Here is a 19,821-nt window from a genome sequence, read left to right on the forward strand (position 1 = left end):
CTGCACACCTGGAAGCGCAAGAAGCTCGCGGCTGATCGTATCTTCGACAAACCACGACGCATCGAGCACCGACATGTTGGGCGCCTGCATCGTGTAATAGAGCATCGCCCCGCCTTCGACATCGACGCGCGAGACGATCGGCTCCTGGATCGATTGCGGCAGGTCTGACCTAATCTGGCCGACGGCCTCGCGCACGTCGTTGGTCGCCCGGTCCGGATCGACGCCGATCTTGAATTCGACGGTTGTGGTCGACACGCCATCCTTGATGGTCGAGCGGATGTGCTTGACCCCGGCGAGGCCCGACGCCGCCCCTTCGATGCGGCGCGTGACCTGGTTTTCCATTTCAGCGGGCGCGGCACTTGCCTGCGAAACGGTGATGGTGACGATCGGAAACGCCAGGCTCGGATTGGCATTGACCGGCAGGCGCAGGAACGACGCCCAGCCGACAAGCGTCAGCACCAGGAAAAGAACGATGGTGGGGATTGGCTTGCGGATCGCCCAGGCAGAAATGTTGCTAATCATGGGCGGGTGCTTCCGGTGATGGCACCGATGTCGATGGTCGCCACCGCATCGCCCTCGCGCAGCGACGCGCCGGCCTTGGCGACAACGACATCACCGGCCTTGAGACCGGCAACGATTTCGAGCCTGCCATTGTCGCGCAAGCCGGTTTCGACCCCGCGCCGCATCACCTTGCCGCGCTCGACCACAAAGACCGAGGTTTTGTCAGCGTCGCCGCCATAAAGAAGTGCGGAATCGTCAATGACGATGGCCTCACGCTTCGCCACCACCACCTCGGCCCGGCCAAAGGCGCCGGGAAACAGCGCGGCATCTGTATCTAGAGCGATCCTGGCCCCGCCAAGACGGGTGTCGCGGTCGATCTTCGGCGTGATCATGCGCACCATGCCCCTGATCGACCCGTCCCTGCCCGGCAGTGTGACTTCGGCAGGCTGGCCGACCGCCAGCTGCGGCAGCTCACGTTCGGGAATGTCGGCGGCAAGTTCGACCCTGCCATCGCGGATCAGGCGGATCAATGGCTCCGATCCGGTGAGCGAACCAGCGTTGGCGTGGCGTTCGGAAACGACGCCAGCGACAGGTGCTAGGACGACGTCGCGTTCGCGTAGCCGCCGGGATTCGGCGAGTTGGGCCTCGGCCTGGTTGACCTCGGCCTGCGCCAAGGCAACGCCCTGGCGCTCGACGGCTTCGGTGGAAGCACGGTCGGCGAAGGCCTGGCTGGACAAGAAACCCGATTGCTTGAGCGGACCAGCGCGCTGAAGTGCTGCCAGTGCCTGCGCCGCCTTTGCCTGCTGCTGGGCAAGAGCTGCCCTCGCCCGCGCCAGCCGTCCTTCGGATTCGCGCAATTGATTGTCGCGCATCGCCGTGTCGAGCCTGACCAGAACCTGGCCCGCCTTGACACGGTCGCCGACCTCGACGTCGACGCCCGTGATGCGCTGGTCTTGCAACGGCGCGCCGACGGCGACCTCCTCGCGGGCGGCAAGCACGCCGCTGAACGACAGCGTCCATTCGCTCATGGCGCTTGCAACGACGAAGGTCGACACCATGCGCTTGGACGTCTCGGTCTGGGCGGCGGCGGCGGCACCATTGGCAACGGAACTCGCACTTGAACCAGCCAACAAGGTGACGGCCAGGGCCGCTGCGACGGATATTTGAAAGGGGCGTGTCATGCTTGCATGCTTTCCACGGTCTGGAATGTTTTCGAAGCGATGGCGACCGCCGGCCCTCCCCCTGGCCGGTTCGCTTCTATTGATGGATCAGTCCGATGACTGGCCGCCTGTGGTTTCATGGCAGCGACATGACAGGCGACCATTGCAGCAGTCTGTCGCAATGCGCGCGGTTTCACATGCAGCACGCGCCGTCTGGACGGATCATCGATGTTTGATTGGAATTTTTTGGCGCACCCGACARGATTCGAACCTGTGACCTCTGCCTTCGGAGGGCAGCGCTCTATCCAGCTGAGCTACGGGTGCTCGTCCACGGCCAAACCGCAAACCACCATCCGGCGAACCGGACGACGCGCGTTCATAACCGATGCGGCGGCAAGCTTCAACGGGGGAAATGGAGTTGCGCTGTGCTGCGAAGGCGGCGCGAATTGTGCCGTCGTTCACTCGGCAGGGTTAGGTGACCCGAGGCAGGCCTCACAGGGCTCAGGCAGCGGACGAAATCTGCAGCCTGCGCGGCGTGCCTGCCGAACCGCTCATCAGGTGGATCAGACAGCTGGTGCGCAGCAGGGAGGCGAAGTTCGGCACGCTGCCGTTGATTTCCAGCGCCTCGTCGTACAGCGTCGACAAGAACCGCGATGTCGTCATGCCCTGCCCCTCGGCGATCTCGTCGATAAGAACCCAGAACGCGGCCTCCAGCTGAATGCTGGTCGAATGGCCGGCGATGCGAACCGAACGGTTGATCGGGCGGTAACGATCGGGGTCCTGCCCGGCAAAAACCTCGCACATGGCGTTTCCACCTCCTGTTTTTCGCAAGTATGCCCCGCAGCCTCACAGCGGTCAATTTGCCTTTCAAGCGGGCTTTTCGAGCAAAACCTTCCGGCTTATCTCCTGAAATAAAATCAACTTTGCGGTAGCGGGCTGCTACCTGCCCCTTCCCGCGATGGCGCATCCTGCACACATAATTATGACAGTGCAGGAGATGCCTGATTGGCAAAGACCATCCACTCCATGATCCGGGTTCTAGACGAACAGCGTTCGCTGGATTTCTACGCCAAGGCGCTCGGCCTTGGGATTGCCGACCGGCTCGATTTCCCAACCTTCACGCTGGTCTATCTTTCCAATGAGGAAAGCAGCTTCGAGCTCGAGCTGACGATCAACAAGGACCGCACCGATCCTTACGTGCTGGGCGACGGCTATGGCCATCTCGCGGTGTCGGTCGCGGATCTCGACGACGAGCACAGCCGCATGAAGGCGCTGGGGCTTGAGCCGCGCGACATCGTCGAGTTCAAGAACAACGGCATCGAAATTGCCCGCTTTTTCTTCATATCGGATCCCGACGGATACAAGATCGAGGTTTTGCAAAGACGGGGGCGCTTCCTGTAGCGCCGCCGCAACTGCTGTTGGAGGACAGCAGTGCCAGCCAGCACATCGAACACGTGCACTAGCAAGCAAGGGAGGAAATCATGGTAACGATCTACGAGAAGCAGGCCGGCCTTTCCAGGCGTGAGCTTCTCAAACGCGGCAGCATCGGCGCGATGCTGGTGATCAGCGGCAGCGCCCTCATCAGCCCCCGCAATGCCTGGGGACTGGAGGTGACCGCACTCAAGCCGGAAACCATGGCCACCTTGATCGTGCTCGCCCGCGACATCTACCCACACGACCAACTCGCCGATCGCTTTTATGCCATCGCCGTCAAAGGGCAGGATGCGAAAGCCGGAAAGGACGCCGCCCATAAGGAATTGATCGAGAACGGCGTTGCCGATCTCGACAAGCGGGCTGGTGGCGCCGGCTATCGCAGCCTCGGATGGGAAGACGACCGCGTCGCCATCTTGCGCGACATCGAAACGACGCCGTTTTTCCAGGCAGTGCGCGGCGACCTCGTGGTCAGCCTCTACAACCAGAAGGAGGTATGGCCGACCTTCGGCTACGAGGGCGAATCCTACTCCAAGGGCGGCTACATAGCTCGCGGCTTCAACGACATCGAATGGCTTTGACGGCGAAGGCCCGCACCGGATGAGGTGCGGTTGACGCGCTGTGCGCGGCTTCGTTTCAATTTCTGGGAGGAAACAATGGCAGCCCCATACGATCTCAAGGATGACAGCGTCGTCGTCATCATCGGCTCAGGCGCAGGCGGCGGGACGCTCGGCAATGAACTGGCGCAAAAAGGCATCGATGTCGTCATTCTCGAAGCCGGCGCAAGGCATGAATACGAAGACTTCATCAACGACGAATGGGACAGCTTTTCCCAGCTTGCCTGGCTCGACAAGCGCACCACCGGCGGTGGCTGGCGCGTGGCCAAGGATTTCCCCAACCTGCCCGCCTGGATCGTCAAGGCGGTTGGCGGCACCACCACCCATTGGGCCGGCGCGTCGCTGCGCTTCCAGGATCACGAATTCAAGGCGCTGACCAATTATGGCAAGGTCGACGGCGCCAATCTGCTCGACTGGCCCATCACGCTCGCCGATCTCGAACCTTACTACGACAAGGCCGAGGACAAGATGGGCGTGACCCGCACGCATGGCATCGAAGGCCTGCCCGGCAACAACAACTTCAAGATCCTCAAGGCCGGTGCGGACAAGCTCGGCTACAAGGAATGCCATACCGGAAACATGGCGATCAATTCCGCCGACCGTGACGGCCGCATGGGCTGCCAGCAAACCGGTTTTTGCTTCCAGGGCTGCAAATGGGGCGCGAAATGGTCGACGCTCTACACCGAAATTCCCAAGGGCGAGGCCACCGGCAAGCTGGAGGTCAGGCCGCAATCGCATGTGGTCAAGATCGAGCACGACCAGTCCGGCAAGGTCACCGGCGTGGTCTATGCCGACAAGGACGGCAAGCTGCATGAGCAGAAGGCGCGCGTCGTGGCGGTTGCCGGAAATTCGATCGAAAGCCCGCGCCTGCTCTTGAACTCGCATTCGTCGAAATTCCCCAACGGGCTTGCCAATTCCTCCGGCCACGTCGGCAAGCACTACATGCGTCACACGACTGGATCGGTCTACGCGATCTTCGAAAAACCGGTGCATTTCTACCGCGGCACGACCATGGCCGGCATCGTGCGCGATGAGGCCCGCCACGATCCCTCGCGCGGCTTTGTCGGCGGCTATGAAATGGAGACGCTGGCGCTCGGCATTCCGTTCATGGCGGCGTTCCTCGACCCGGGCGGCTGGGGTCGCTCCTTCACGTCAGCACTGGACCACTACGACCACATGGCCGGGTTGTGGATCGTCGGCGAAGACATGCCGCAGGAACAGAACGCGGTTAAGCTCCATGCCGAGCTCAAGGACGATTACGGCATGCCTATCCCGGACGTGTGGTTCACGGACCATCCCAATGACGTTGCGATGCGCAACCATGCCTATGCCCAGGGACAGGCGATCTACAACGCGGTCGGCGCCACGCGCGCCTTCCCGACGCCGCCCTACCCATCGACGCACAATCTCGGCACCAACCGGATGAGCGAGAAGGCCGAGGACGGCGTCGTCAACAAATGGGGACAGACGCACGACATCAAGAACCTGTTTGTCTCGGATGGCAGTCAGTTCACCACCGGCGGCGCCGAAAACCCGACGCTGACAATCGTAACGCTGGCCATCAGGCAAGCCGATCATATCGCGTCGCAGATGTCGGCCGGCGCGATCTGACCCGCCTCCCAGGCGCAGAGGTCGTCGGGCAGCGGACCGCCCGGCGACCTTTTCCCGAGCACCTCTTTTGCGGCATCGGCGCCCGATTGACGATCGCGACATCGCATTGTCTAACGGCCGCCAGCCATGTTCACGCTTACGCAACTCGAAACCTTCAGCCAGGACATCAAGAAGAGCCGCTTCCTCGCTGCTGCCGGCCCGGTGTCGGACGAGAAGGCGGCCAAGGCGTTCATCGCGGCCCATTCGGATGCCGGCGCCAACCATAATTGCTGGGCCTGGCGCGTCGGGCAGAATTATCGCTTCAGCGATGACGGCGAACCGAGCGGTACCGCAGGCAAGCCGATCCTGCAGGCGCTCGACGGCCAATCGCTCGACAATGTCGCCGTCGTCGTCACCCGCTGGTTCGGCGGCATATTACTTGGCAGCGGCGGGCTGGTGCGGGCCTATGGCGGCACCGCCGCCACCTGCCTGCGGACCGCCGCCAAAGTGGCCATCGTCGTCACCATCGAGGCGAAGGTCACTTGCGGCTTTGCCGACCTGGCCCTCGTCCAGGCGCGGCTGGCGGCCCAGCCTGGTGTCAGGACGATCGCCGAGGCATTCACCGCGACCGGCGCCGAGCTCACCCTAGCCCTGCCCGAGGCCGACACGCCGGCGATCGTGCGCATGATCACCGACCTGACCAGCGGGCGCGCCGTGGTCGCCTTGCCCGATTGAGTTTTATCCGGCCAAACGGTCGCGGACCGGCGTATGATGGCGCCAAGCCACCAAGGAGATAAAAATGGAAATCAAACGCTGCGGCTCGCGGCCCTCGGCAAAGCCCTCGCCCGACTACTTCACCGGCACGGTGCGCCAGGATCCGATCTTCGAAACACCAGCACCTGCCCGGCTGCGCGCGGTCACCGTCACCTTCGAGCCCGGCGCGCGCACGGCCTGGCACACCCACCCGCTCGGCCAGACCCTGGTCGTGACCTCGGGCTGCGGCTGGGCGCAGGTCTGGGGCGGTGCGGTCGAAGAAATCCGCAGCGGCGACGTGGTGTGGTTCGCGCCTGGCGAAAAGCACTGGCATGGCGCTGCGGCCACCACTGGTATGACGCATATAGCGCTTCAGGAAGCGCTTGACGGCAGCGCGGTCGACTGGCTGGAGCACGTTTCAGACACGCAATACCAAGCGCCCGCTTAAGCACGAGCGGAAGCTCGCCTACTGGACCTCGGCCATCGGCACCGGCGCGGACGTCGAGCCCTGCATCGGTACTGCGCCCATGGCCGGCATGGGCGTTGCGGCAGCCACCGGCATCGGGGCTGCGGGTGCGGCAGGAGCGGTCTGATAGGCCAGGCTGCTGCCGGCAGCCTGGGGCATGTAGCGCACGATCAGCTCCTCGACATGGGCGTTGCGCTTGCGCGCGGTGTCGCCGCCCATGACGACGATGATCAGCTTGCGGCCATCGGCATTGACCGAGGTCACGATGTTGAAGCCCGACGCCCTGATGTAGCCGGTCTTGATGCCGTCGACGCCGTTGACGCGGCCGAGCAGGTCATTGTGGCCGCGCACGCGCTTGCCACGGAAATTGAAGTCGGTTGCGGCGAAGTAATAATAGTTCTGCGGAAAATGCTTGCGCAGTGCCATGCCCAGCACGGCCATGTCGCGGGCTGTGGTGTGCTGCTGCGGATCGGGCAAGCCAGAGGCGTTGCGGAACACGGTATTGGTCATGCCGAGCTGGCGCGCCTTGGCCGTCATCATGCCGGCAAAGGCCGCTTCGCTGCCACCGAGATATTCGCCGACAGCAACCGCGACGTCATTGGCCGACTTCGTCGCCAGCGCTCGGATCGCCGCTTCGAGCTCGATCTGCTCGCCCCGCTTGAAGCCAAGTTTTGACGGTGGCTGCGAGGCAGCGTTGCTCGACACCGGGATGAGCGTGGTTTTCGACACACGTCCCTGCTGCAGCGCCTCGAAGGTCAGATACAGCGTCATCATCTTGGTCAGCGAGGCGGGATAGCGCGGCGCGGTCGAATAGGCCTGATACAGCGTGCGCCCATTGGAGGCATCGACGACGATCGCCGCATATTTTTCCGACGCCGCCGCCACCGGCTGCGCGACATTCAAGGTCTCGGTGGTGGAGCAGCCGGCGAGCACGGCGACCACGGCAAACAGCGCCACAAGATTGCGGAGCAGTCCAAGCTGCCGAAGCCTGGGAAATCTGAAGGGCAGCTGAGATAAGGTGGCCTGGGCTTGCAAGGGAAAAACCTGTCGGTGGTCGCCAAAAATTAGGCTTTGTCACATGCCGGTCAGCAATAACAGCCGCAAGGCTACAGAATGCGCGCCAGCCCGTCCATTTGGCTCGTCGCTGCCAACACATGTTGTGCCGATGGTGTTGAATATTGGTTACACCCCATGACTTGCGCCCGAACCGGCAAATCGGCTCTCTTGGCGGCATGAAGTGGGGTGATTTGCGATGAATGTGTTTAGCTTCGACGCCGAGGGAATTGCAGTCACGCTCGACCTTTCGGTTGGCCACATCGCCGACCTCGCCATCGAAAGCGGTGGGCGCACGCTGAAGCCGCTGCATCGCGCGCCATGGATAGACCGGGGCGATCTGCCCGAGGGGCTGCCGGAAGGCGTTGTCAGATTGTCGGGCGATTTCTTGTGCGCGCCGTTTTCGCGCAGTGATGTCGAGCCGGCACCGCTGCATGGCTGGAGCGCCAACAGCGAATGGCAGCTCGCCTCCGATGAGGCTATCCCTGGAGGCCGACGGGCAAGTTTTCGCCTGGAACGCAAGATCATGGGGGCCCTGGTCGAAAAGACGCTGATCCTGCGCGACGGCCACCCGTTTCTCTACCAGGAGCATGCGTTCACCGGCGGTTCTGGCGCGATCCCGGTCGCCCATCATCCGATGACCGAAATGCGCGAGGGCGGTCGCCTGGCGTTTTCGCCAAAGCGCCTCGCCGCAACGCCACCCGATGTGACGGAGCCCGACCCGGTGCGCGGCGCCTATGTGCTTGCCTATCCCGCACGCAGCGAAGACCTCACGCGCTTTCCGGCCGCATCGGGCGGCACGGTCGACCTCACCAATTTCAGCCCTGACAACCGGCACGAGGATTTCGTCACGCTCATCGAGGCCGATCATGGCGGCCTGGGCTGGACTGCGGTGGCGCGCAAGGCCGAGGCCGATGTCGTTTTGGTGCTCAAGAACCCGACCGAGCTGCCGGTCACCATGCTGTGGATCAGTAATGGCGGTCGTTATTATGCGCCGTGGAACGGTCGCAGTGGCGTTCTCGGCATCGAGGACGGGCGCACTGATATCGGCCATGCCGCCTCGCTGGGTGACAACTGGCTGAAACGCGAAAATGTCGAAACGGCCTTTGCGCTCGGCGGGCGCGTCGCCTTCCGCCAGGTGGTGGGTTCAGTGGCATCGGACACTGGCGAGGTGCCGTCCGCGGTCGAAGCCGTGGCCGGAAAGCTGCGCCTCAACTTCAGCGACGGCGCCAGCCGCGAAGTGCCGTTCGACGAAACCTTCCTGCGGATCGGACAGTCGCTCTTGAACTGACGGTGCTACCGCCTCAATTTTGACGGATGCGCCAGCAGGATGCACATAACCATCATTGGGAAGGCCTATGTCAGAGATCGCTCATATCGCCGCCACCCTGTTCAAACGCGCACACCATGCCGAGCGCTTCGTGATCGGCATCGCCGGGCCGCCCGGATCGGGCAAGTCGACGCTATCGGCCGCCCTGCACGACGTCCTGCCCGAGGGCTCGGCGGCCGTGGTGCCGATGGACGGCTTCCACTTCGACGATGCGGTGCTCGACAAACGCGGGCTCAGGGCCCGCAAGGGCGCGCCCGAGACTTTCGACTTCGCCGGCTTCGAGGTGCTGCTCAAGCGGTTGCGCGCCGCCGAGCCTGACATTGCGATCCCCGTCTTCGACCGCAGCGTCGAGCTATCCAGGGCAGCAGCTGCCATCGTGCCCGCGGAGGTGAAGTTCATCCTCGTCGAAGGCAACTACCTGCTTCTCGACGAAGAACCATGGCAGCGGCTCGGACCGCTGCTCGACTTCACCATCTTCGTCGATGTGCCGCGCGAAGAACTGGAGCGGCGACTGGTCGAGCGTTGGCGCGAGCACGGCCGCTCGGACGCCGATGCGCGTCACTGGATCGACACCAACGACATGCCCAATATCGACCGCGTGCTTGCCGCGCGCCGCAAGGCCGATCTGGTGATCTGACGCCAGTCAATCGAAGCGCTTCGTATCCGGAGGACGCGAAGCGCTCGATATGGCTTAGCCACGCGCCGGAATGTTCAGGCCCGCCTGCACCGCGGGCCGCGCCAGGCCGCGTTCCAGCCATGCCGCGACATGGGTAAAACTGTCGAAACCGACGAGATCGCGCGCTTCATAAAAGCCGATCAGATTGCGCACCCAGCCGAGCAGCGAGATGTCGGCAATGGTGTAGTCGTCGTCCATGATCCACTTGCGCCCTGCAAGGCGCTGGTCGAGCACGCCGAGCAGGCGGCGCGACTCGTCCCGGTAGCGTTCGAGCGGGCGCTTGTCGGCGATTTCGCGGCCGGCGAATTTGTGGAAGAAACCAAGCTGGCCGAACATCGGGCCAACCGAAGCCATCTGGAAAAACAGCCACTGCACGGTCTCGTAATGCCGCGCCCTGTCGCTGGGGATCAGGCGCCCGGTCTTTTCAGCAAGATAAAGCAGGATCGCGCCCGACTCGAACAGGCCGATCGGCTTGCCGCCGGGACCGTTGGGATCGATGATCGCGGGGATCTTGCCGTTGGGGTTCAGCGCCAGGAATTCGGGCGTCCAGCTCTCGTTCTTGCCGATGTTGATGGCATGGGCCTCGTAGGGCAGGTCGAGCTCTTCAAGGGCGATCGACACCTTCACGCCGTTCGGCGTCGGGAAGGAATAGAGCTGGATGCGGTCGGGATACTTTGCCGGCCAGCGTGCAGCAATCGGAAATGGGGTGAGATCGCTCATCGTCGGTTCCTCGGGGTAGGCCGGCGTGAGGCACGGCTGGGGGGACAAGCAAGAGTTAGGCATGCGCAGGCGCTGCATCAATATGCAAATGCGCGAGCCTGGTGAGAGTTCCACCAACGGCCTGACGCCTGGTCAGACCGCCTTCACCGCCACGACGGCATTGGTGCCGCCAAAGGCAAAGCTGTTGCTGATCGCCACCCGCACCGGACGCTGCTTGGCGACATTGGGCGTGACGTCGAGATCGCAGTCGGCATCCGCCTCGCGATAGTTCGCGGTCGGCGGTACGATACCTTCGCGCACGGCCATGACGCAGGCGATCAATTCGAGCGCACCCGATGCGCCAAGGCAATGGGCGTGCATCGATTTGGTCGACGACACCGACAGCTTGTCGGCATGAGCGCCAAAGACGCGCCGGATGGCCGTCGTCTCGATCTGGTCGTTGGCCTTGGTTCCAGTGCCATGGGCGTTGATGTAGTCGACCTCTTCGGGCGAAAGGCCTGCGTCGAGAAGGCAGGCACGCATGGCTGCCGTCGGGCCCTCGATGGTCGGTGCCACGATGTCGGAGGCGTCGCCGGACATGCCGGTTCCGGCAAGCTCGGCCAGGATCGTCGCGCCGCGCGCGGTGGCGTGTTCGTAGGTCTCGAGCACGACCATGCCCGCGCCCTCACCGAGCACCAGCCCCTGCCTGTCGGCGGAGAATGGCCGGCAGGTGTCGGGCGAAACGACGCGCAAGGCTTCCCAGCCCTTGATGATGCCCCAGATCAGCGGCGCGTCGGTACCRCCGGCAACAATGGCGTCGGCGCGGCCGAGCAGGAGCTGATCCATCGCGGTTGCGAATGCGTGATTGGACGACGAGCAGGCGGATGTGACGCCGAACACCGGGCCGCGCAGGCCAAGGCTCATGCTAACCTGGCCGGCCGCGGCACCCGGCATGACCTTCGGCACCGTGAAGATGCCTGTACGGTTCTTGCCTTCAAGCAGGATCGCCCGGTAGCTTTCCTCGATCGCTTCCCAGCCGCAGATGCCGACGCCGATAATCGCGCCTACCCGGTGAGTGTTGGTTTCATCGACGACCAGGCCCGAATGCCGCATCGCTTCGTTAGCCGCTATGACGGCAAGAAGGCTGAAGCGGTCCATCGAAACAAGCTGTTTGCGCTCGATGCCGTGCTCGGGCAGTTGCCTGATCTCGGCGCCGACGCGAATCTTGAGATCGTACAAGGCCGAGTTCGTCAGCGGCCCGATGGCCGAACGGCCGGCACGCATGGCGTCCCAGATTGATGGGGCATCGGTGCCGAGCCCGCACAGCCCGCCGATTCCGGTGATGACGATGCGGGGACGCTTCATCTCAGGCGGATTTTGCGATCAGGGCGCGAACGGCTTCAACCATATCGCGAACATTCTTGAGGCTGTTCCAGGCGTCGACAGTGTTCATCTGGATTTCGATGCCGTACTGCTCCTCGAGGTCGAAGATGATCTCGGTGAGCTCAAGCGAGTGGATGCCCAGCGACGTCAGTTCGGTGTCAAGCGTGATCTCTTCGCCACCCGGTTCGGCATGCGCCTTGATCTTGTCGATGATGTCCGTTGCCAACTGGTCGGCCATAGATACACTTCCCCAGAACTTTTACATCTTGTCAGGTCCGCGCCGCGCAATTCCTGCGTCGGGCTCGAGCCAGTCTTTTGGGCGATATTCGCCTTTGAATTGAGCCCAAAAGGCATCCCTGTATAGAAACCGAAACGCCGCGAGGCAACAAGCTATATATCGACAAACCCGTCAGTGTGGCTAACCTCAAGGCATCATGACCATCAACGCATCATTGTCCGCGGCAACGGACGCGGCGGCGATTTCCTCGCAACGCGTGGCAGCACATGCCCGCATCGATGTCGCGTTTCGCCATGGCCGCAGCCGCCTCGCCCGCCTCTATCAGGATGGCGCGGCCAAGATCAGATTGCCCGATACCGGGAGCGATCCGCTGGAGGCGGTGCTGATCAACATGGCGGGTGGCCTGACCGGTGGTGACCGGCTTGGCTGGGAGGTTTCCATCGGCACGAGCGCACGCGCGGTCGTCACCACCCAGGCCTGCGAGAAGGTCTATCGCGCGCTTGCCGACGCAGCCCAGGTTGATGTCCGCCTCACCGTCGGCGAAGGTGGTTTTTTGGGATGGCTGCCGCAGGAAACGATCGTTTATGACCGTGCCTGCTTTTCACGCACGCTCGACGCCGATCTCGCGGCGGGTTCCGAAGCGCTGATCGTCGAAGCGACGATCTTCGGCCGCAGCGCCATGGGTGAACGTGCTGTGCACGGCACCTTCCGCGACCGTTGGCGCATCAGGCGCGAGGGCCGTCTCATCCACGCCGAGGATTTTTTCGTCGGACCAGACATCGAATCAACCCTTGCCAGACCGGCCTCGGCGGGTGGGCGCATCGCCATGGCGACGCTGCTCTTGATCTCGCACAGGTCAGAGGTCTTGCTGGAGCCGGCGCGGCGAATCATCGGCGACGATGGCGGCGCAAGCGCCTGGAGCGTGGCTGGAACTGGCAAGCTTCTTGCGAGGCTTTACGCCGAAGATGGCTACACGCTACGTAAGCGACTCGTTCCACTCGTCGAACTGCTCAATGGCCAGGCAGGCCTGCCCAGGCTTTGGTCACTCTAGGATTTTGGTACCGGCATGAACCTGACGCCCAGGGAAAAAGATAAGCTGTTGATCGCGATGGCGGCGATTGTCGCACGAAAGCGGCTCGAACGCGGCGTCAAGCTCAACCATCCTGAAGCGATCGCGCTGATTTCCGACTTCATCGTCGAGGGCGCCCGCGACGGCCGCCCGGTCGCCGAGCTGATGGAGGCCGGCGCCCATGTCATCACCCGCGACCAGGTCATGGACGGCATCGCCGAGATGATCCACGACGTTCAGGTGGAAGCCACCTTTCCCGACGGCACGAAGCTCGTGACCGTGCACGAACCGATCCGCTGAGGCCGTCATGCTTGAGCTGCGCCCCAATTGCGAATGCTGCGACCGCGACCTGCCGCCTGAAGCGCCCGACGCGATGATCTGCACCTTCGAGTGCACCTTCTGCGCCGACTGTGCGACAGGCGTGCTCGGCGGCACCTGCCCCAATTGCGGCGGCAATTTTTCCGCTCGCCCGATCCGGCCCGCTTCCATGCTGTTGAAATACCCTGCCTCGACCAAGCGCGTGCTCAAAGCCGAGGGCTGCACCCCCACGGCCAACACCGCAGCGTAGGAGCACACATGATCCCCGGCGAAATCATCACCGCCCAAGGCTCGATCGAGCTCAACAAGGGCGCGCCGACGGTGACCCTCAAGGTCGCCAACACTGGCGACCGGCCGATCCAGGTCGGCAGCCACTATCATTTCTACGAGACCAACAACGGCTTGAAGTTCGACCGCGAGAAGGCGCGCGGGATGCGGCTCGACATCGCCGCTGGCACCGCCGTGCGCTTCGAACCGGGCCAGGAACGCGACGTCACACTGGTGCCGCTCGGTGGCAAGCGCGAGGTCTACGGCTTCCAGCAAAAGGTGATGGGAAAGCTCTGATGCCAGCAACGATTTCCCGTCGTGACTACGCCAAAATGTTCGGCCCCACCACCGGCGACAAGGTCCGGCTTGCCGACACCGAACTGTTCATCGAGGTCGAAAACGACTTCACCGTCTACGGCGAGGAGGTGAAGTTTGGCGGCGGCAAGGTCATCCGCGACGGCATGGGCCAAAGCCAGCTGTCGCGCGCCCAGGGGGCCGTCGACACCGTCATCACCAATGCGCTGATCCTCGATCACACCGGCATTTACAAGGCCGATGTCGGGCTCAGGGACGGCCGCATCGCCGCCATCGGCAAGGCCGGCAATCCCGACACCCAACCAGGCGTGACCATCATCATCGGCCCGGGCACCGAAATCATCGCCGGCGAAGGCAAGATCCTGACTGCCGGCGGCATCGACACCCATATCCACTTCATCTCGCCGCAGCAGGTCGACGAAGCGCTGAATTCCGGCGTCACCTGCATGGTCGGCGGCGGCACCGGTCCCGCGCATGGCACGCTCGCCACCACCTGCACGCCGGGCCCCTGGCACATCGCCCGCATCATCCAGGCCTTCGACGGCCTGCCGATGAACATCGGCGTGTTCGGCAAGGGCAACGCCTCGCTGCCGGGCGCGCTGGAAGAGATGGTTCTGGCCGGTGCCTGCGGGCTCAAGCTGCATGAGGACTGGGGCTCGACGCCTGCTGCCATCGACACTTGTCTGTCGGTCGCCGACGCCTACGACGTTCAGGTCGCGATCCACTCCGATACGCTCAACGAAAGCGGCTTCGTCGAGGATACTGTCGCCGCCTTCAAAGGCCGCACCATCCACTCCTTCCACACCGAAGGTGCCGGCGGCGGACATGCGCCCGACATCATCAAGGTCTGCCAATATCCCAACGTCATTCCGGCCTCGACCAACCCGACGAGGCCCTACACGGTCAACACGGTGGCCGAGCACCTCGACATGCTGATGGTCTGCCATCATTTGTCGCCGTCGATCCCCGAAGACATCGCCTTTGCCGAAAGCCGCATCCGTAAGGAAACGATCGCCGCCGAAGACATCCTGCACGACCTCGGCGCTTTCTCCGTCATTTCGTCGGACAGCCAGGCCATGGGCCGGGTCGGCGAGATGATCATCCGGACCTGGCAGACCGCCGACAAGATGAAGCGCCAGCGCGGCGCATTGCCGGGCGAAAAAGGCAACAACGACAATTTCCGCGCCCGCCGCTACATCGCCAAATACACCATCAACCCGGCCATCGCACATGGCATGTCCAAGGAGATCGGCTCGATCGAGGTCGGCAAGCGCGCCGACCTGGTCTTGTGGAATCCCGCCTTCTTCGGCGTGAAGCCCGACATGGTGCTGCTTGGCGGCTGGATCGCCACAGCCCCGATGGGCGACCCCAATGGCTCGATACCGACGCCGCAGCCAAGTCACTACCGGCCGATGTTCGGCTCTTTCGGCAAGGCGCTCACCCACAGCTCAATCACCTTCGTCTCCAAGGCCGGGCTCGAAGGCGGCCTGCGCGAGAGCATCGGCGTGGAAAAGCAGATGGTGGCGGTCGAAAACACCCGCGGCGGCATCGGCAAGCGTTCGATGATTCTCAACGATGCCATGCCTCAGATGGAGGTCGACCCCGAGACCTACGAGGTGCGCGCCGACGGCGAGCTTTTGACCTGCGAGCCATCGACCGTGCTGCCGATGGCCCAGCGCTACTTCTTGTTCTGATACGTCAGGCCCGCGACCTGATGCCACGCCGGCAATGCTGGAACGGCCCCCGGCCAATTGTTATCTAGCATCTGCTAGCAAAAAATTCGGCAGGCCTCCGACCCCCAAGACCGGGGCTCCTGCTCTCTTGGAAATGGAGTTTGACATGATCAGGAAGACAGTTCCTGCCGTTACCTTCCGTACGCGCGTGCGTGACGAAGCCGTCGGCGGCCCCAATCCCTTCCGCTGGGAAGACAAGAGCTCGGCCGATTACTTCGACGGCAAGCGCGTCGTCCTGTTTTCGCTGCCGGGCRCATTCACGCCGACCTGCTCGACCTTCCAGCTGCCCGATTTCGAAAAGCTGTTCGGCGAGTTCCAGGCTCAAGGCATCGATGAGATCTACTGCGTGTCGGTCAACGACGCCTTCGTCATGAACGCCTGGGGCAAGTCGCAGAATCTCGACAAGGTGAAGCTCATTCCGGACGGTTCGGGCGAATTCACCCGCAAGATGGGCATGCTCGTTGCCAAGGACAATGTCGGCTTCGGCATGCGCTCGTGGCGCTATGCCGCCGTCATCAACAACGGCCGCGTCGAGAAGTGGTTCGAAGAAGAAGGCTTCTCCGACAACTGCGACAGCGATCCCTATGGCGTCTCCTCGCCGCAGAACATTCTTGAAGCCCTCAAGAACGACGACGTCGCCGCAGCCGCATAAGGCTCAGGCCTCGCGCTGATCGAAGCCCCGGCCGCACCCGCGCGCCGGGGTTTTTTCATGAAATGCACCAAGCTGGATTGCGCGCAGTTCGTCAATTGGCAGCAGCACTTGCCATCACGAACACAGCAAAATCTATTGGCTAGGCACGCGTTTCGGCGCAGGATACCTGCCATGAACAAGATCTTCGGCAAACCGCAATTGACGCCCTACGAGGCCGACTACGCTCAATGGTGCGCTGAGCAAGCCGCGTTGTTGCGCAAGGGAAATCTGCCAGCGCTTGACCGGGAAAATCTCGCCGAGGAGATCGAAAGCTTGGGGCGCAGCGAAATCGAAAGCCGGCTCAATGTCCTGCTTGTCCATTTGCTGAAATGGCGCTTCCAGCCCGGCCAGCGAACGGGAAGCTGGAAAGCCACCATCACCGAGCAACGCTGGCGGATTTCGCGTGTGATCAAGGACAGCCCCAGCCTGACTGGCTACCCACAGCGCGTGCTAGCCGAGGAATATGCCATGGCGCGTGCGAGCGCGGTCACAGAAACCGGCCTCGCCGAAGACCTCTTTCCAGCGAGCAGTCCTTTTTCGATTGCACAGATCCTCGATCTGGAATTCTTCCCGGAATAGCCGCCCCAGAGCCGCCGCAGCCGAAGTCAAAAGGGCAATTCCAAGCATGTACAAAGCTTACGGTTCGCGCGGATCGCGCGTATCGCGTGTCCTGTGGATGCTGGAGGAACTCGGCGAGCCTTACGAATTCGTCGAGGTCGGGTTGCGCTCGGCCGAGGCCCAGGCGCTCAACCCTTCCGGCAAGCTGCCGGTTCTGGTCGACGGCGACTTCACGCTGACCGACTCTGCGGCGATCTGCATCTACCTCGGCGACAAGCATGCCGACAAAGGTTTTGGCGCCAATCCCGGCCTGCGTGGCCGCGCCGAAATGGACAGCTGGATGCATTTTGCCCAGTCGGAACTGGAAGCGCCCTTGTGGAACAAGCTGCGCCACCGCTTCATCCTGCCGCGGCAACTGAGGGTCGATGTCGGTCCCGCCGTGGCGTATGATTTCGCCAACGAGGTCGCGACTCTCGACAAGCGTCTCATCGGCAAGGAATTCGCGCTCGGCGACCGTTTCAGCGCCGTCGACGTGATCTTGGGCGAAATCGGCGGCTGGGCGCGTGGCGGCAAGATCGCTATCGCCTCCGAGCGCGTCAACGACTATCTCGACCGTATGCTTGCTCGGCCAGCGCGTGCCAGGGCACAGGCCAATGGAGGTTCTTTCTGATGCTGCGCGCCAGCCATTTCATCCGTGCCGAGGCCGTCCGGGCCGATGCGCAACGTCCGCTGCCTTTCGACGTCGCCGTGCTCGCTCATGACGAGCGCCACATCCGCCGCCGCGCCATCGAGCTTGTCCATGGCGATCGCGTGCTGGTCGACCTGCCCGAGCCTGTGGTGCTCGAAACCGGCGACGTGCTGGTGCTCGACGACGGCCGCCACGCCGAGATCTTTGCCGGCGAGGAAGAACTTTACGAAATCCGCGCCCATGATGCCGTGCATCTGACGCAACTCGCCTGGCATATCGGCAACCGTCATTTGGCGGCGGCCATCGAAGCCGACCGGATTCTCATCCTGCGCGATCAMGTCATCAAGGCGATGCTCGAAGGCCTCGGTGCCCGCGTCACCGACGTCTTGGAACCTTTCGAACCGGTGCGCGGCGCCTATTCCGGCCAGGGCCACGATCATGGGCATGGCCATTCCCACGATGATGGGCATCACCACCACGATCACGATCATGATCATGGCGGCTACCACCATCACCATGACTGAGCCCACGTCAGGCGGTGCAGCACTGCTGCGGCTCATGGCGTGGCTGTCGCCGGTATTTCCGGTCGGCGGCTTTTCTTACTGCCATGGCCTCGAACGCGCCGTGCATGATGGGCTGATTTCCAGCCGAGACGACCTTGCCGGCTGGCTGACGACGCTGGCCGAAGTGGGCTCCGGCTGGAACGATGCCGTGCTGTTTTCAGAGAGCTGGCGGCGCGCCCGCGATGGCGGCGACCTGACGGAGCTTGCCGCTCTTGGCGAAGCGCTCGCCGGTTCGCGCGAGCGGCATATGGAGGCGATGCTGCAAGGTTCCGCCTTCCTCGCCGCCGCCTCAGCCTGGCCGCATCCCGTACTTGAACGGCTGCCTGTGGAGTGCCCCTATTGCGTCGCCGTCGGCGCGGTTTCAGGCGCGCATGGCATTGCCCTTCAGGATGCGCTTTCGGCTTACCTGCAGGCGTTCTCCACCAATCTCCTCCAGGCGGCGATCCGCCTCGGCGTCGTCGGCCAGGTAGCTGCCACTGCTATCATCGCCGAATTCGAGCCGGTCGCGCTTTCGGTCGCCGCCCGTGCCGCGCGATCGAGGCTCGACGACCTCGGCTCGGCCGCCATCACCTCCGACATCATGGCCATGCGCCACGAAACCCAGCATTCGAGGCTTTTTCGCTCATGATGCCAGTCGCCTTCGCGCTTGCCGCCGTACTCTATCTGTTGACCTCGCTGCATGTCTATTGGGGGCTTGGCGGCGTATGGCCGGGAACCGACCAGGCGTCCTGCGCTCGTACGGTCGCTGGCTTTCGCGGCATCGACGCCATGCCCACGCCCTTCGCCAGCTTCGCCGTCGCTGCCTGCCTCCTGGTCGCCACGCTCTGGCCTTTGGCGCTGGTCGGCGTCTTTGCCACGCCGTTTCCGCGCCAGGGCCTTGCCGCCTCGGCCTTGATGATCGCACTGATCTTTCTCGGCCGCGGCATCGCCGGCTTCACCCCCGCATGGCGCAGGCTGACGCCGGAAATGCCGTTCGCCCGGCTCGACCGCCAGTTCTATTCGCCGCTGTGCCTTGCCATCGGCTTTGGCTTTGCCTTCCTCGCCACCAAGGGATTTGGACAATGACTTCGAAAAACGGCCCGCTTCGCATCGGCATCGGCGGCCCCGTCGGCTCGGGCAAGACGACTCTGACCGAAAAGCTTTGCAAGGCGCTGCGCGACGAGTTCTCGATCGCTGTCGTCACCAACGACATCTACACCAAGGAAGACGCGCTGATGCTGGCCCGCCTGCAGGCGCTGCCGGAAGAGCGCATCATGGGCGTGGAAACCGGCGGTTGCCCGCATACCGCCATCCGCGAGGACGCGTCCATCAACCTGCAAGCCATCGCCGAGATGAACCGCAGATTCCCCGATCTCGACATCGTCTTCATCGAATCCGGCGGCGACAATCTCGCCGCCACCTTCTCGCCCGACCTCGCCGATCTCACGCTCTACGTCATCTCGGTCTGCCAGGGCGAAGAGATCCCGCGCAAGGGCGGCCCCGGCATCACCCGCTCCGACTTCCTGGTCATCAACAAGAGTGACCTTGCACCTTATGTGAACGTCAATCTCGAGGTCATGGAAGCGGATGCTGCGCGCCAGCGCGGCAAGCGCCCGTTCGGATTCACGGATCTTTCGCGCGGCAAGGGGCTCGAAGCCGTCATCGACTTCATCGTCGAAAATGGCGGCCTCAGGCTGGACCAGCGGATTTCCGCCTGATCGGCGGTTGCCGTGCAAGCACCAG

At 63.2% G+C, this 19,821-nt stretch carries 26 protein-coding genes and 1 tRNA gene; 19 read left to right on the forward strand and 8 right to left on the reverse strand.

The window, feature by feature from the left end:
* The 4 genes from AC1DUU_RS00220 to AC1DUU_RS00235 all read right to left on the reverse strand — a co-directional run.
* On the reverse strand, positions 1–522 hold a 522-nt coding region (locus tag AC1DUU_RS00220), incomplete at its 3' end, for an efflux RND transporter permease subunit (RefSeq protein ID WP_476781390.1).
* Entirely contained in the window at positions 519–1,682 is a 1,164-nt protein-coding gene (locus AC1DUU_RS00225; protein WP_476781391.1) for an efflux RND transporter periplasmic adaptor subunit, read from the reverse strand. The genes AC1DUU_RS00225 and AC1DUU_RS00220, both read right to left, overlap by 4 nt.
* 226 nt (positions 1,683–1,908) lie before the next feature.
* Positions 1,909–1,985, reverse strand: a tRNA-Arg gene (locus AC1DUU_RS00230).
* Positions 1,986–2,162: 177 nt separating this feature from the next.
* Positions 2,163–2,465: a ribbon-helix-helix domain-containing protein gene (locus AC1DUU_RS00235; protein WP_476781392.1), complete on the reverse strand. Its 303-nt coding sequence runs from the start codon at positions 2,463–2,465 to the stop codon at positions 2,163–2,165.
* Positions 2,466–2,666: 201 nt separating this feature from the next.
* On the opposite strand from AC1DUU_RS00235, the gene AC1DUU_RS00240 reads away from it, so the two are divergent.
* From AC1DUU_RS00240 to AC1DUU_RS00260, 5 genes are all read left to right on the forward strand, one after another.
* A complete protein-coding gene (locus tag AC1DUU_RS00240) occupies positions 2,667–3,062 on the forward strand; it encodes a VOC family protein (protein WP_476781393.1) in 396 nt (131 codons plus the stop codon).
* Positions 3,063–3,142: 80 nt separating this feature from the next.
* Positions 3,143–3,673 carry a gluconate 2-dehydrogenase subunit 3 family protein gene (locus AC1DUU_RS00245; RefSeq protein ID WP_476781394.1) on the forward strand — a complete coding sequence of 177 codons (531 nt, stop codon included), beginning with the start codon at positions 3,143–3,145 and terminating at the stop codon, positions 3,671–3,673.
* A 75-nt stretch (positions 3,674–3,748) separates the two neighbouring features.
* Positions 3,749–5,320, forward strand: coding sequence for a GMC family oxidoreductase (locus AC1DUU_RS00250; RefSeq protein ID WP_476781395.1), 1,572 nt, complete (start codon positions 3,749–3,751; stop codon positions 5,318–5,320).
* A 126-nt stretch (positions 5,321–5,446) separates the two neighbouring features.
* Entirely contained in the window at positions 5,447–6,034 is a 588-nt protein-coding gene (locus tag AC1DUU_RS00255) for an IMPACT family protein (protein WP_476781396.1), read from the forward strand.
* Between the two features lie 64 nt (positions 6,035–6,098).
* Entirely contained in the window at positions 6,099–6,500 is a 402-nt protein-coding gene (locus AC1DUU_RS00260) for a (R)-mandelonitrile lyase (protein WP_476781397.1), read from the forward strand.
* Between the two features lie 18 nt (positions 6,501–6,518).
* Here the strand turns inward: AC1DUU_RS00260 and AC1DUU_RS00265 are convergent, their stop codons facing one another.
* The gene (locus AC1DUU_RS00265; protein WP_476781398.1) at positions 6,519–7,475 is read right to left on the reverse strand and encodes a D-alanyl-D-alanine carboxypeptidase family protein; all 957 of its coding nucleotides are present in this window, start codon (positions 7,473–7,475) and stop codon (positions 6,519–6,521) included.
* Positions 7,476–7,770: 295 nt separating this feature from the next.
* Here AC1DUU_RS00265 and AC1DUU_RS00270 point away from each other — a divergent pair, with 295 nt between their 5' ends.
* Both AC1DUU_RS00270 and AC1DUU_RS00275 read left to right on the forward strand, forming a co-directional pair.
* Positions 7,771–8,862 carry a hypothetical protein gene (locus AC1DUU_RS00270; protein WP_476781399.1) on the forward strand — a complete coding sequence of 364 codons (1,092 nt, stop codon included), beginning with the start codon at positions 7,771–7,773 and terminating at the stop codon, positions 8,860–8,862.
* 67 nt (positions 8,863–8,929) lie between these two features.
* A complete protein-coding gene (locus AC1DUU_RS00275) occupies positions 8,930–9,538 on the forward strand; it encodes a nucleoside triphosphate hydrolase (protein ID WP_476781400.1) in 609 nt (202 codons plus the stop codon).
* Positions 9,539–9,592: 54 nt separating this feature from the next.
* Here AC1DUU_RS00275 and AC1DUU_RS00280 read toward each other — a convergent pair whose 3' ends face one another.
* The 3 genes from AC1DUU_RS00280 to AC1DUU_RS00290 all read right to left on the reverse strand — a co-directional run bounded on the left by AC1DUU_RS00280 (position 9,593) and on the right by AC1DUU_RS00290 (position 11,897).
* Entirely contained in the window at positions 9,593–10,297 is a 705-nt protein-coding gene (locus AC1DUU_RS00280; RefSeq protein ID WP_476781401.1) for a glutathione S-transferase N-terminal domain-containing protein, read from the reverse strand.
* 132 nt (positions 10,298–10,429) lie between these two features.
* On the reverse strand, positions 10,430–11,641 hold the full coding sequence (locus AC1DUU_RS00285) for a beta-ketoacyl-[acyl-carrier-protein] synthase family protein (protein WP_476781402.1): 1,212 nt from the start codon (positions 11,639–11,641) through the stop codon (positions 10,430–10,432).
* A gap of 1 nt (position 11,642) precedes the next feature.
* Positions 11,643–11,897, reverse strand: coding sequence for an acyl carrier protein (locus tag AC1DUU_RS00290; RefSeq protein ID WP_476781403.1), 255 nt, complete (start codon positions 11,895–11,897; stop codon positions 11,643–11,645).
* A gap of 196 nt (positions 11,898–12,093) precedes the next feature.
* Between AC1DUU_RS00290 and AC1DUU_RS00295 the strand changes: the two genes are divergently transcribed.
* From AC1DUU_RS00295 to ureG, 12 genes are all read left to right on the forward strand, one after another.
* Positions 12,094–12,948, forward strand: coding sequence for an urease accessory protein UreD (locus AC1DUU_RS00295; RefSeq protein WP_476781404.1), 855 nt, complete (start codon positions 12,094–12,096; stop codon positions 12,946–12,948).
* 15 nt (positions 12,949–12,963) lie between these two features.
* Positions 12,964–13,266, forward strand: a complete 303-nt coding sequence (locus AC1DUU_RS00300; protein ID WP_476781405.1) for an urease subunit gamma — start codon at positions 12,964–12,966, stop codon at positions 13,264–13,266.
* Between the two features lie 7 nt (positions 13,267–13,273).
* Positions 13,274–13,534, forward strand: a complete 261-nt coding sequence (locus AC1DUU_RS00305) for a DUF1272 domain-containing protein (protein WP_476781406.1) — start codon at positions 13,274–13,276, stop codon at positions 13,532–13,534.
* An 8-nt stretch (positions 13,535–13,542) separates the two neighbouring features.
* The gene (locus tag AC1DUU_RS00310; RefSeq protein ID WP_476781407.1) at positions 13,543–13,848 is read left to right on the forward strand and encodes an urease subunit beta; all 306 of its coding nucleotides are present in this window, start codon (positions 13,543–13,545) and stop codon (positions 13,846–13,848) included.
* Positions 13,848–15,560, forward strand: coding sequence for an urease subunit alpha (gene ureC, locus AC1DUU_RS00315; RefSeq protein ID WP_476781408.1), 1,713 nt, complete (start codon positions 13,848–13,850; stop codon positions 15,558–15,560). The genes AC1DUU_RS00310 and ureC overlap by 1 nt, the downstream gene beginning before the upstream one ends.
* Positions 15,561–15,705: 145 nt before the next feature.
* On the forward strand, positions 15,706–16,251 hold the full coding sequence (locus tag AC1DUU_RS00320) for a redoxin family protein (RefSeq protein ID WP_476781409.1): 546 nt from the start codon (positions 15,706–15,708) through the stop codon (positions 16,249–16,251).
* Between the two features lie 57 nt (positions 16,252–16,308).
* On the forward strand, positions 16,309–16,869 hold the full coding sequence (locus AC1DUU_RS00325) for a DUF29 domain-containing protein (RefSeq protein ID WP_476781410.1): 561 nt from the start codon (positions 16,309–16,311) through the stop codon (positions 16,867–16,869).
* 46 nt (positions 16,870–16,915) lie between these two features.
* Complete coding sequence (locus AC1DUU_RS00330) at positions 16,916–17,518, forward strand: glutathione S-transferase family protein (RefSeq protein WP_476781411.1); 603 nt, start codon at positions 16,916–16,918, stop codon at positions 17,516–17,518.
* Positions 17,518–18,060: an urease accessory protein UreE gene (locus AC1DUU_RS00335; protein WP_476781412.1), complete on the forward strand. Its 543-nt coding sequence runs from the start codon at positions 17,518–17,520 to the stop codon at positions 18,058–18,060. The genes AC1DUU_RS00330 and AC1DUU_RS00335 overlap by 1 nt, the downstream gene beginning before the upstream one ends.
* Positions 18,032–18,727: an urease accessory protein UreF gene (locus AC1DUU_RS00340; RefSeq protein ID WP_476781440.1), complete on the forward strand. Its 696-nt coding sequence runs from the start codon at positions 18,032–18,034 to the stop codon at positions 18,725–18,727. Before AC1DUU_RS00335 ends, AC1DUU_RS00340 begins: the two co-directional genes overlap by 29 nt.
* Positions 18,724–19,164 (forward strand): DUF3995 domain-containing protein, encoded by a 441-nt coding sequence (locus tag AC1DUU_RS00345; RefSeq protein ID WP_476781413.1) that lies wholly within the window; start codon positions 18,724–18,726, stop codon positions 19,162–19,164. The genes AC1DUU_RS00340 and AC1DUU_RS00345 overlap by 4 nt, the downstream gene beginning before the upstream one ends.
* Positions 19,161–19,796 carry an urease accessory protein UreG gene (gene ureG, locus AC1DUU_RS00350; RefSeq protein ID WP_476781414.1) on the forward strand — a complete coding sequence of 212 codons (636 nt, stop codon included), beginning with the start codon at positions 19,161–19,163 and terminating at the stop codon, positions 19,794–19,796. The genes AC1DUU_RS00345 and ureG overlap by 4 nt, the downstream gene beginning before the upstream one ends.
* Positions 19,797–19,821: the final 25 nt, after the last annotated feature.

The sequence above is a fragment of the Aminobacter sp. P4_H6_2 genome, assembly GCF_056400805.1.

Coding starts and splice junctions, on each gene's coding strand:
- AC1DUU_RS00250 (WP_476781395.1), top strand. CDS start 3,749: ATGGCAGCCCCATACGATCTCAAGGATGACAGCGTCGTCGTCATCATC.
- AC1DUU_RS00280 (WP_476781401.1), bottom strand. CDS start 10,297: ATGAGCGATCTCACCCCATTTCCGATTGCTGCACGCTGGCCGGCAAAG.
- ureC (WP_476781408.1), top strand. CDS start 13,848: ATGCCAGCAACGATTTCCCGTCGTGACTACGCCAAAATGTTCGGCCCC.
- AC1DUU_RS00260 (WP_476781397.1), top strand. CDS start 6,099: ATGGAAATCAAACGCTGCGGCTCGCGGCCCTCGGCAAAGCCCTCGCCC.
- AC1DUU_RS00325 (WP_476781410.1), top strand. CDS start 16,309: ATGAAATGCACCAAGCTGGATTGCGCGCAGTTCGTCAATTGGCAGCAG.
- AC1DUU_RS00305 (WP_476781406.1), top strand. CDS start 13,274: ATGCTTGAGCTGCGCCCCAATTGCGAATGCTGCGACCGCGACCTGCCG.
- AC1DUU_RS00245 (WP_476781394.1), top strand. CDS start 3,143: ATGGTAACGATCTACGAGAAGCAGGCCGGCCTTTCCAGGCGTGAGCTT.
- AC1DUU_RS00310 (WP_476781407.1), top strand. CDS start 13,543: ATGATCCCCGGCGAAATCATCACCGCCCAAGGCTCGATCGAGCTCAAC.
- AC1DUU_RS00300 (WP_476781405.1), top strand. CDS start 12,964: ATGAACCTGACGCCCAGGGAAAAAGATAAGCTGTTGATCGCGATGGCG.
- AC1DUU_RS00330 (WP_476781411.1), top strand. CDS start 16,916: ATGTACAAAGCTTACGGTTCGCGCGGATCGCGCGTATCGCGTGTCCTG.
- AC1DUU_RS00255 (WP_476781396.1), top strand. CDS start 5,447: ATGTTCACGCTTACGCAACTCGAAACCTTCAGCCAGGACATCAAGAAG.
- AC1DUU_RS00345 (WP_476781413.1), top strand. CDS start 18,724: ATGATGCCAGTCGCCTTCGCGCTTGCCGCCGTACTCTATCTGTTGACC.
- AC1DUU_RS00290 (WP_476781403.1), bottom strand. CDS start 11,897: ATGGCCGACCAGTTGGCAACGGACATCATCGACAAGATCAAGGCGCAT.
- AC1DUU_RS00235 (WP_476781392.1), bottom strand. CDS start 2,465: ATGTGCGAGGTTTTTGCCGGGCAGGACCCCGATCGTTACCGCCCGATC.
- AC1DUU_RS00275 (WP_476781400.1), top strand. CDS start 8,930: ATGTCAGAGATCGCTCATATCGCCGCCACCCTGTTCAAACGCGCACAC.
- AC1DUU_RS00225 (WP_476781391.1), bottom strand. CDS start 1,682: ATGACACGCCCCTTTCAAATATCCGTCGCAGCGGCCCTGGCCGTCACC.
- AC1DUU_RS00295 (WP_476781404.1), top strand. CDS start 12,094: ATGACCATCAACGCATCATTGTCCGCGGCAACGGACGCGGCGGCGATT.
- AC1DUU_RS00270 (WP_476781399.1), top strand. CDS start 7,771: ATGAATGTGTTTAGCTTCGACGCCGAGGGAATTGCAGTCACGCTCGAC.
- ureG (WP_476781414.1), top strand. CDS start 19,161: ATGACTTCGAAAAACGGCCCGCTTCGCATCGGCATCGGCGGCCCCGTC.
- AC1DUU_RS00340 (WP_476781440.1), top strand. CDS start 18,032: ATGGCGGCTACCACCATCACCATGACTGAGCCCACGTCAGGCGGTGCA.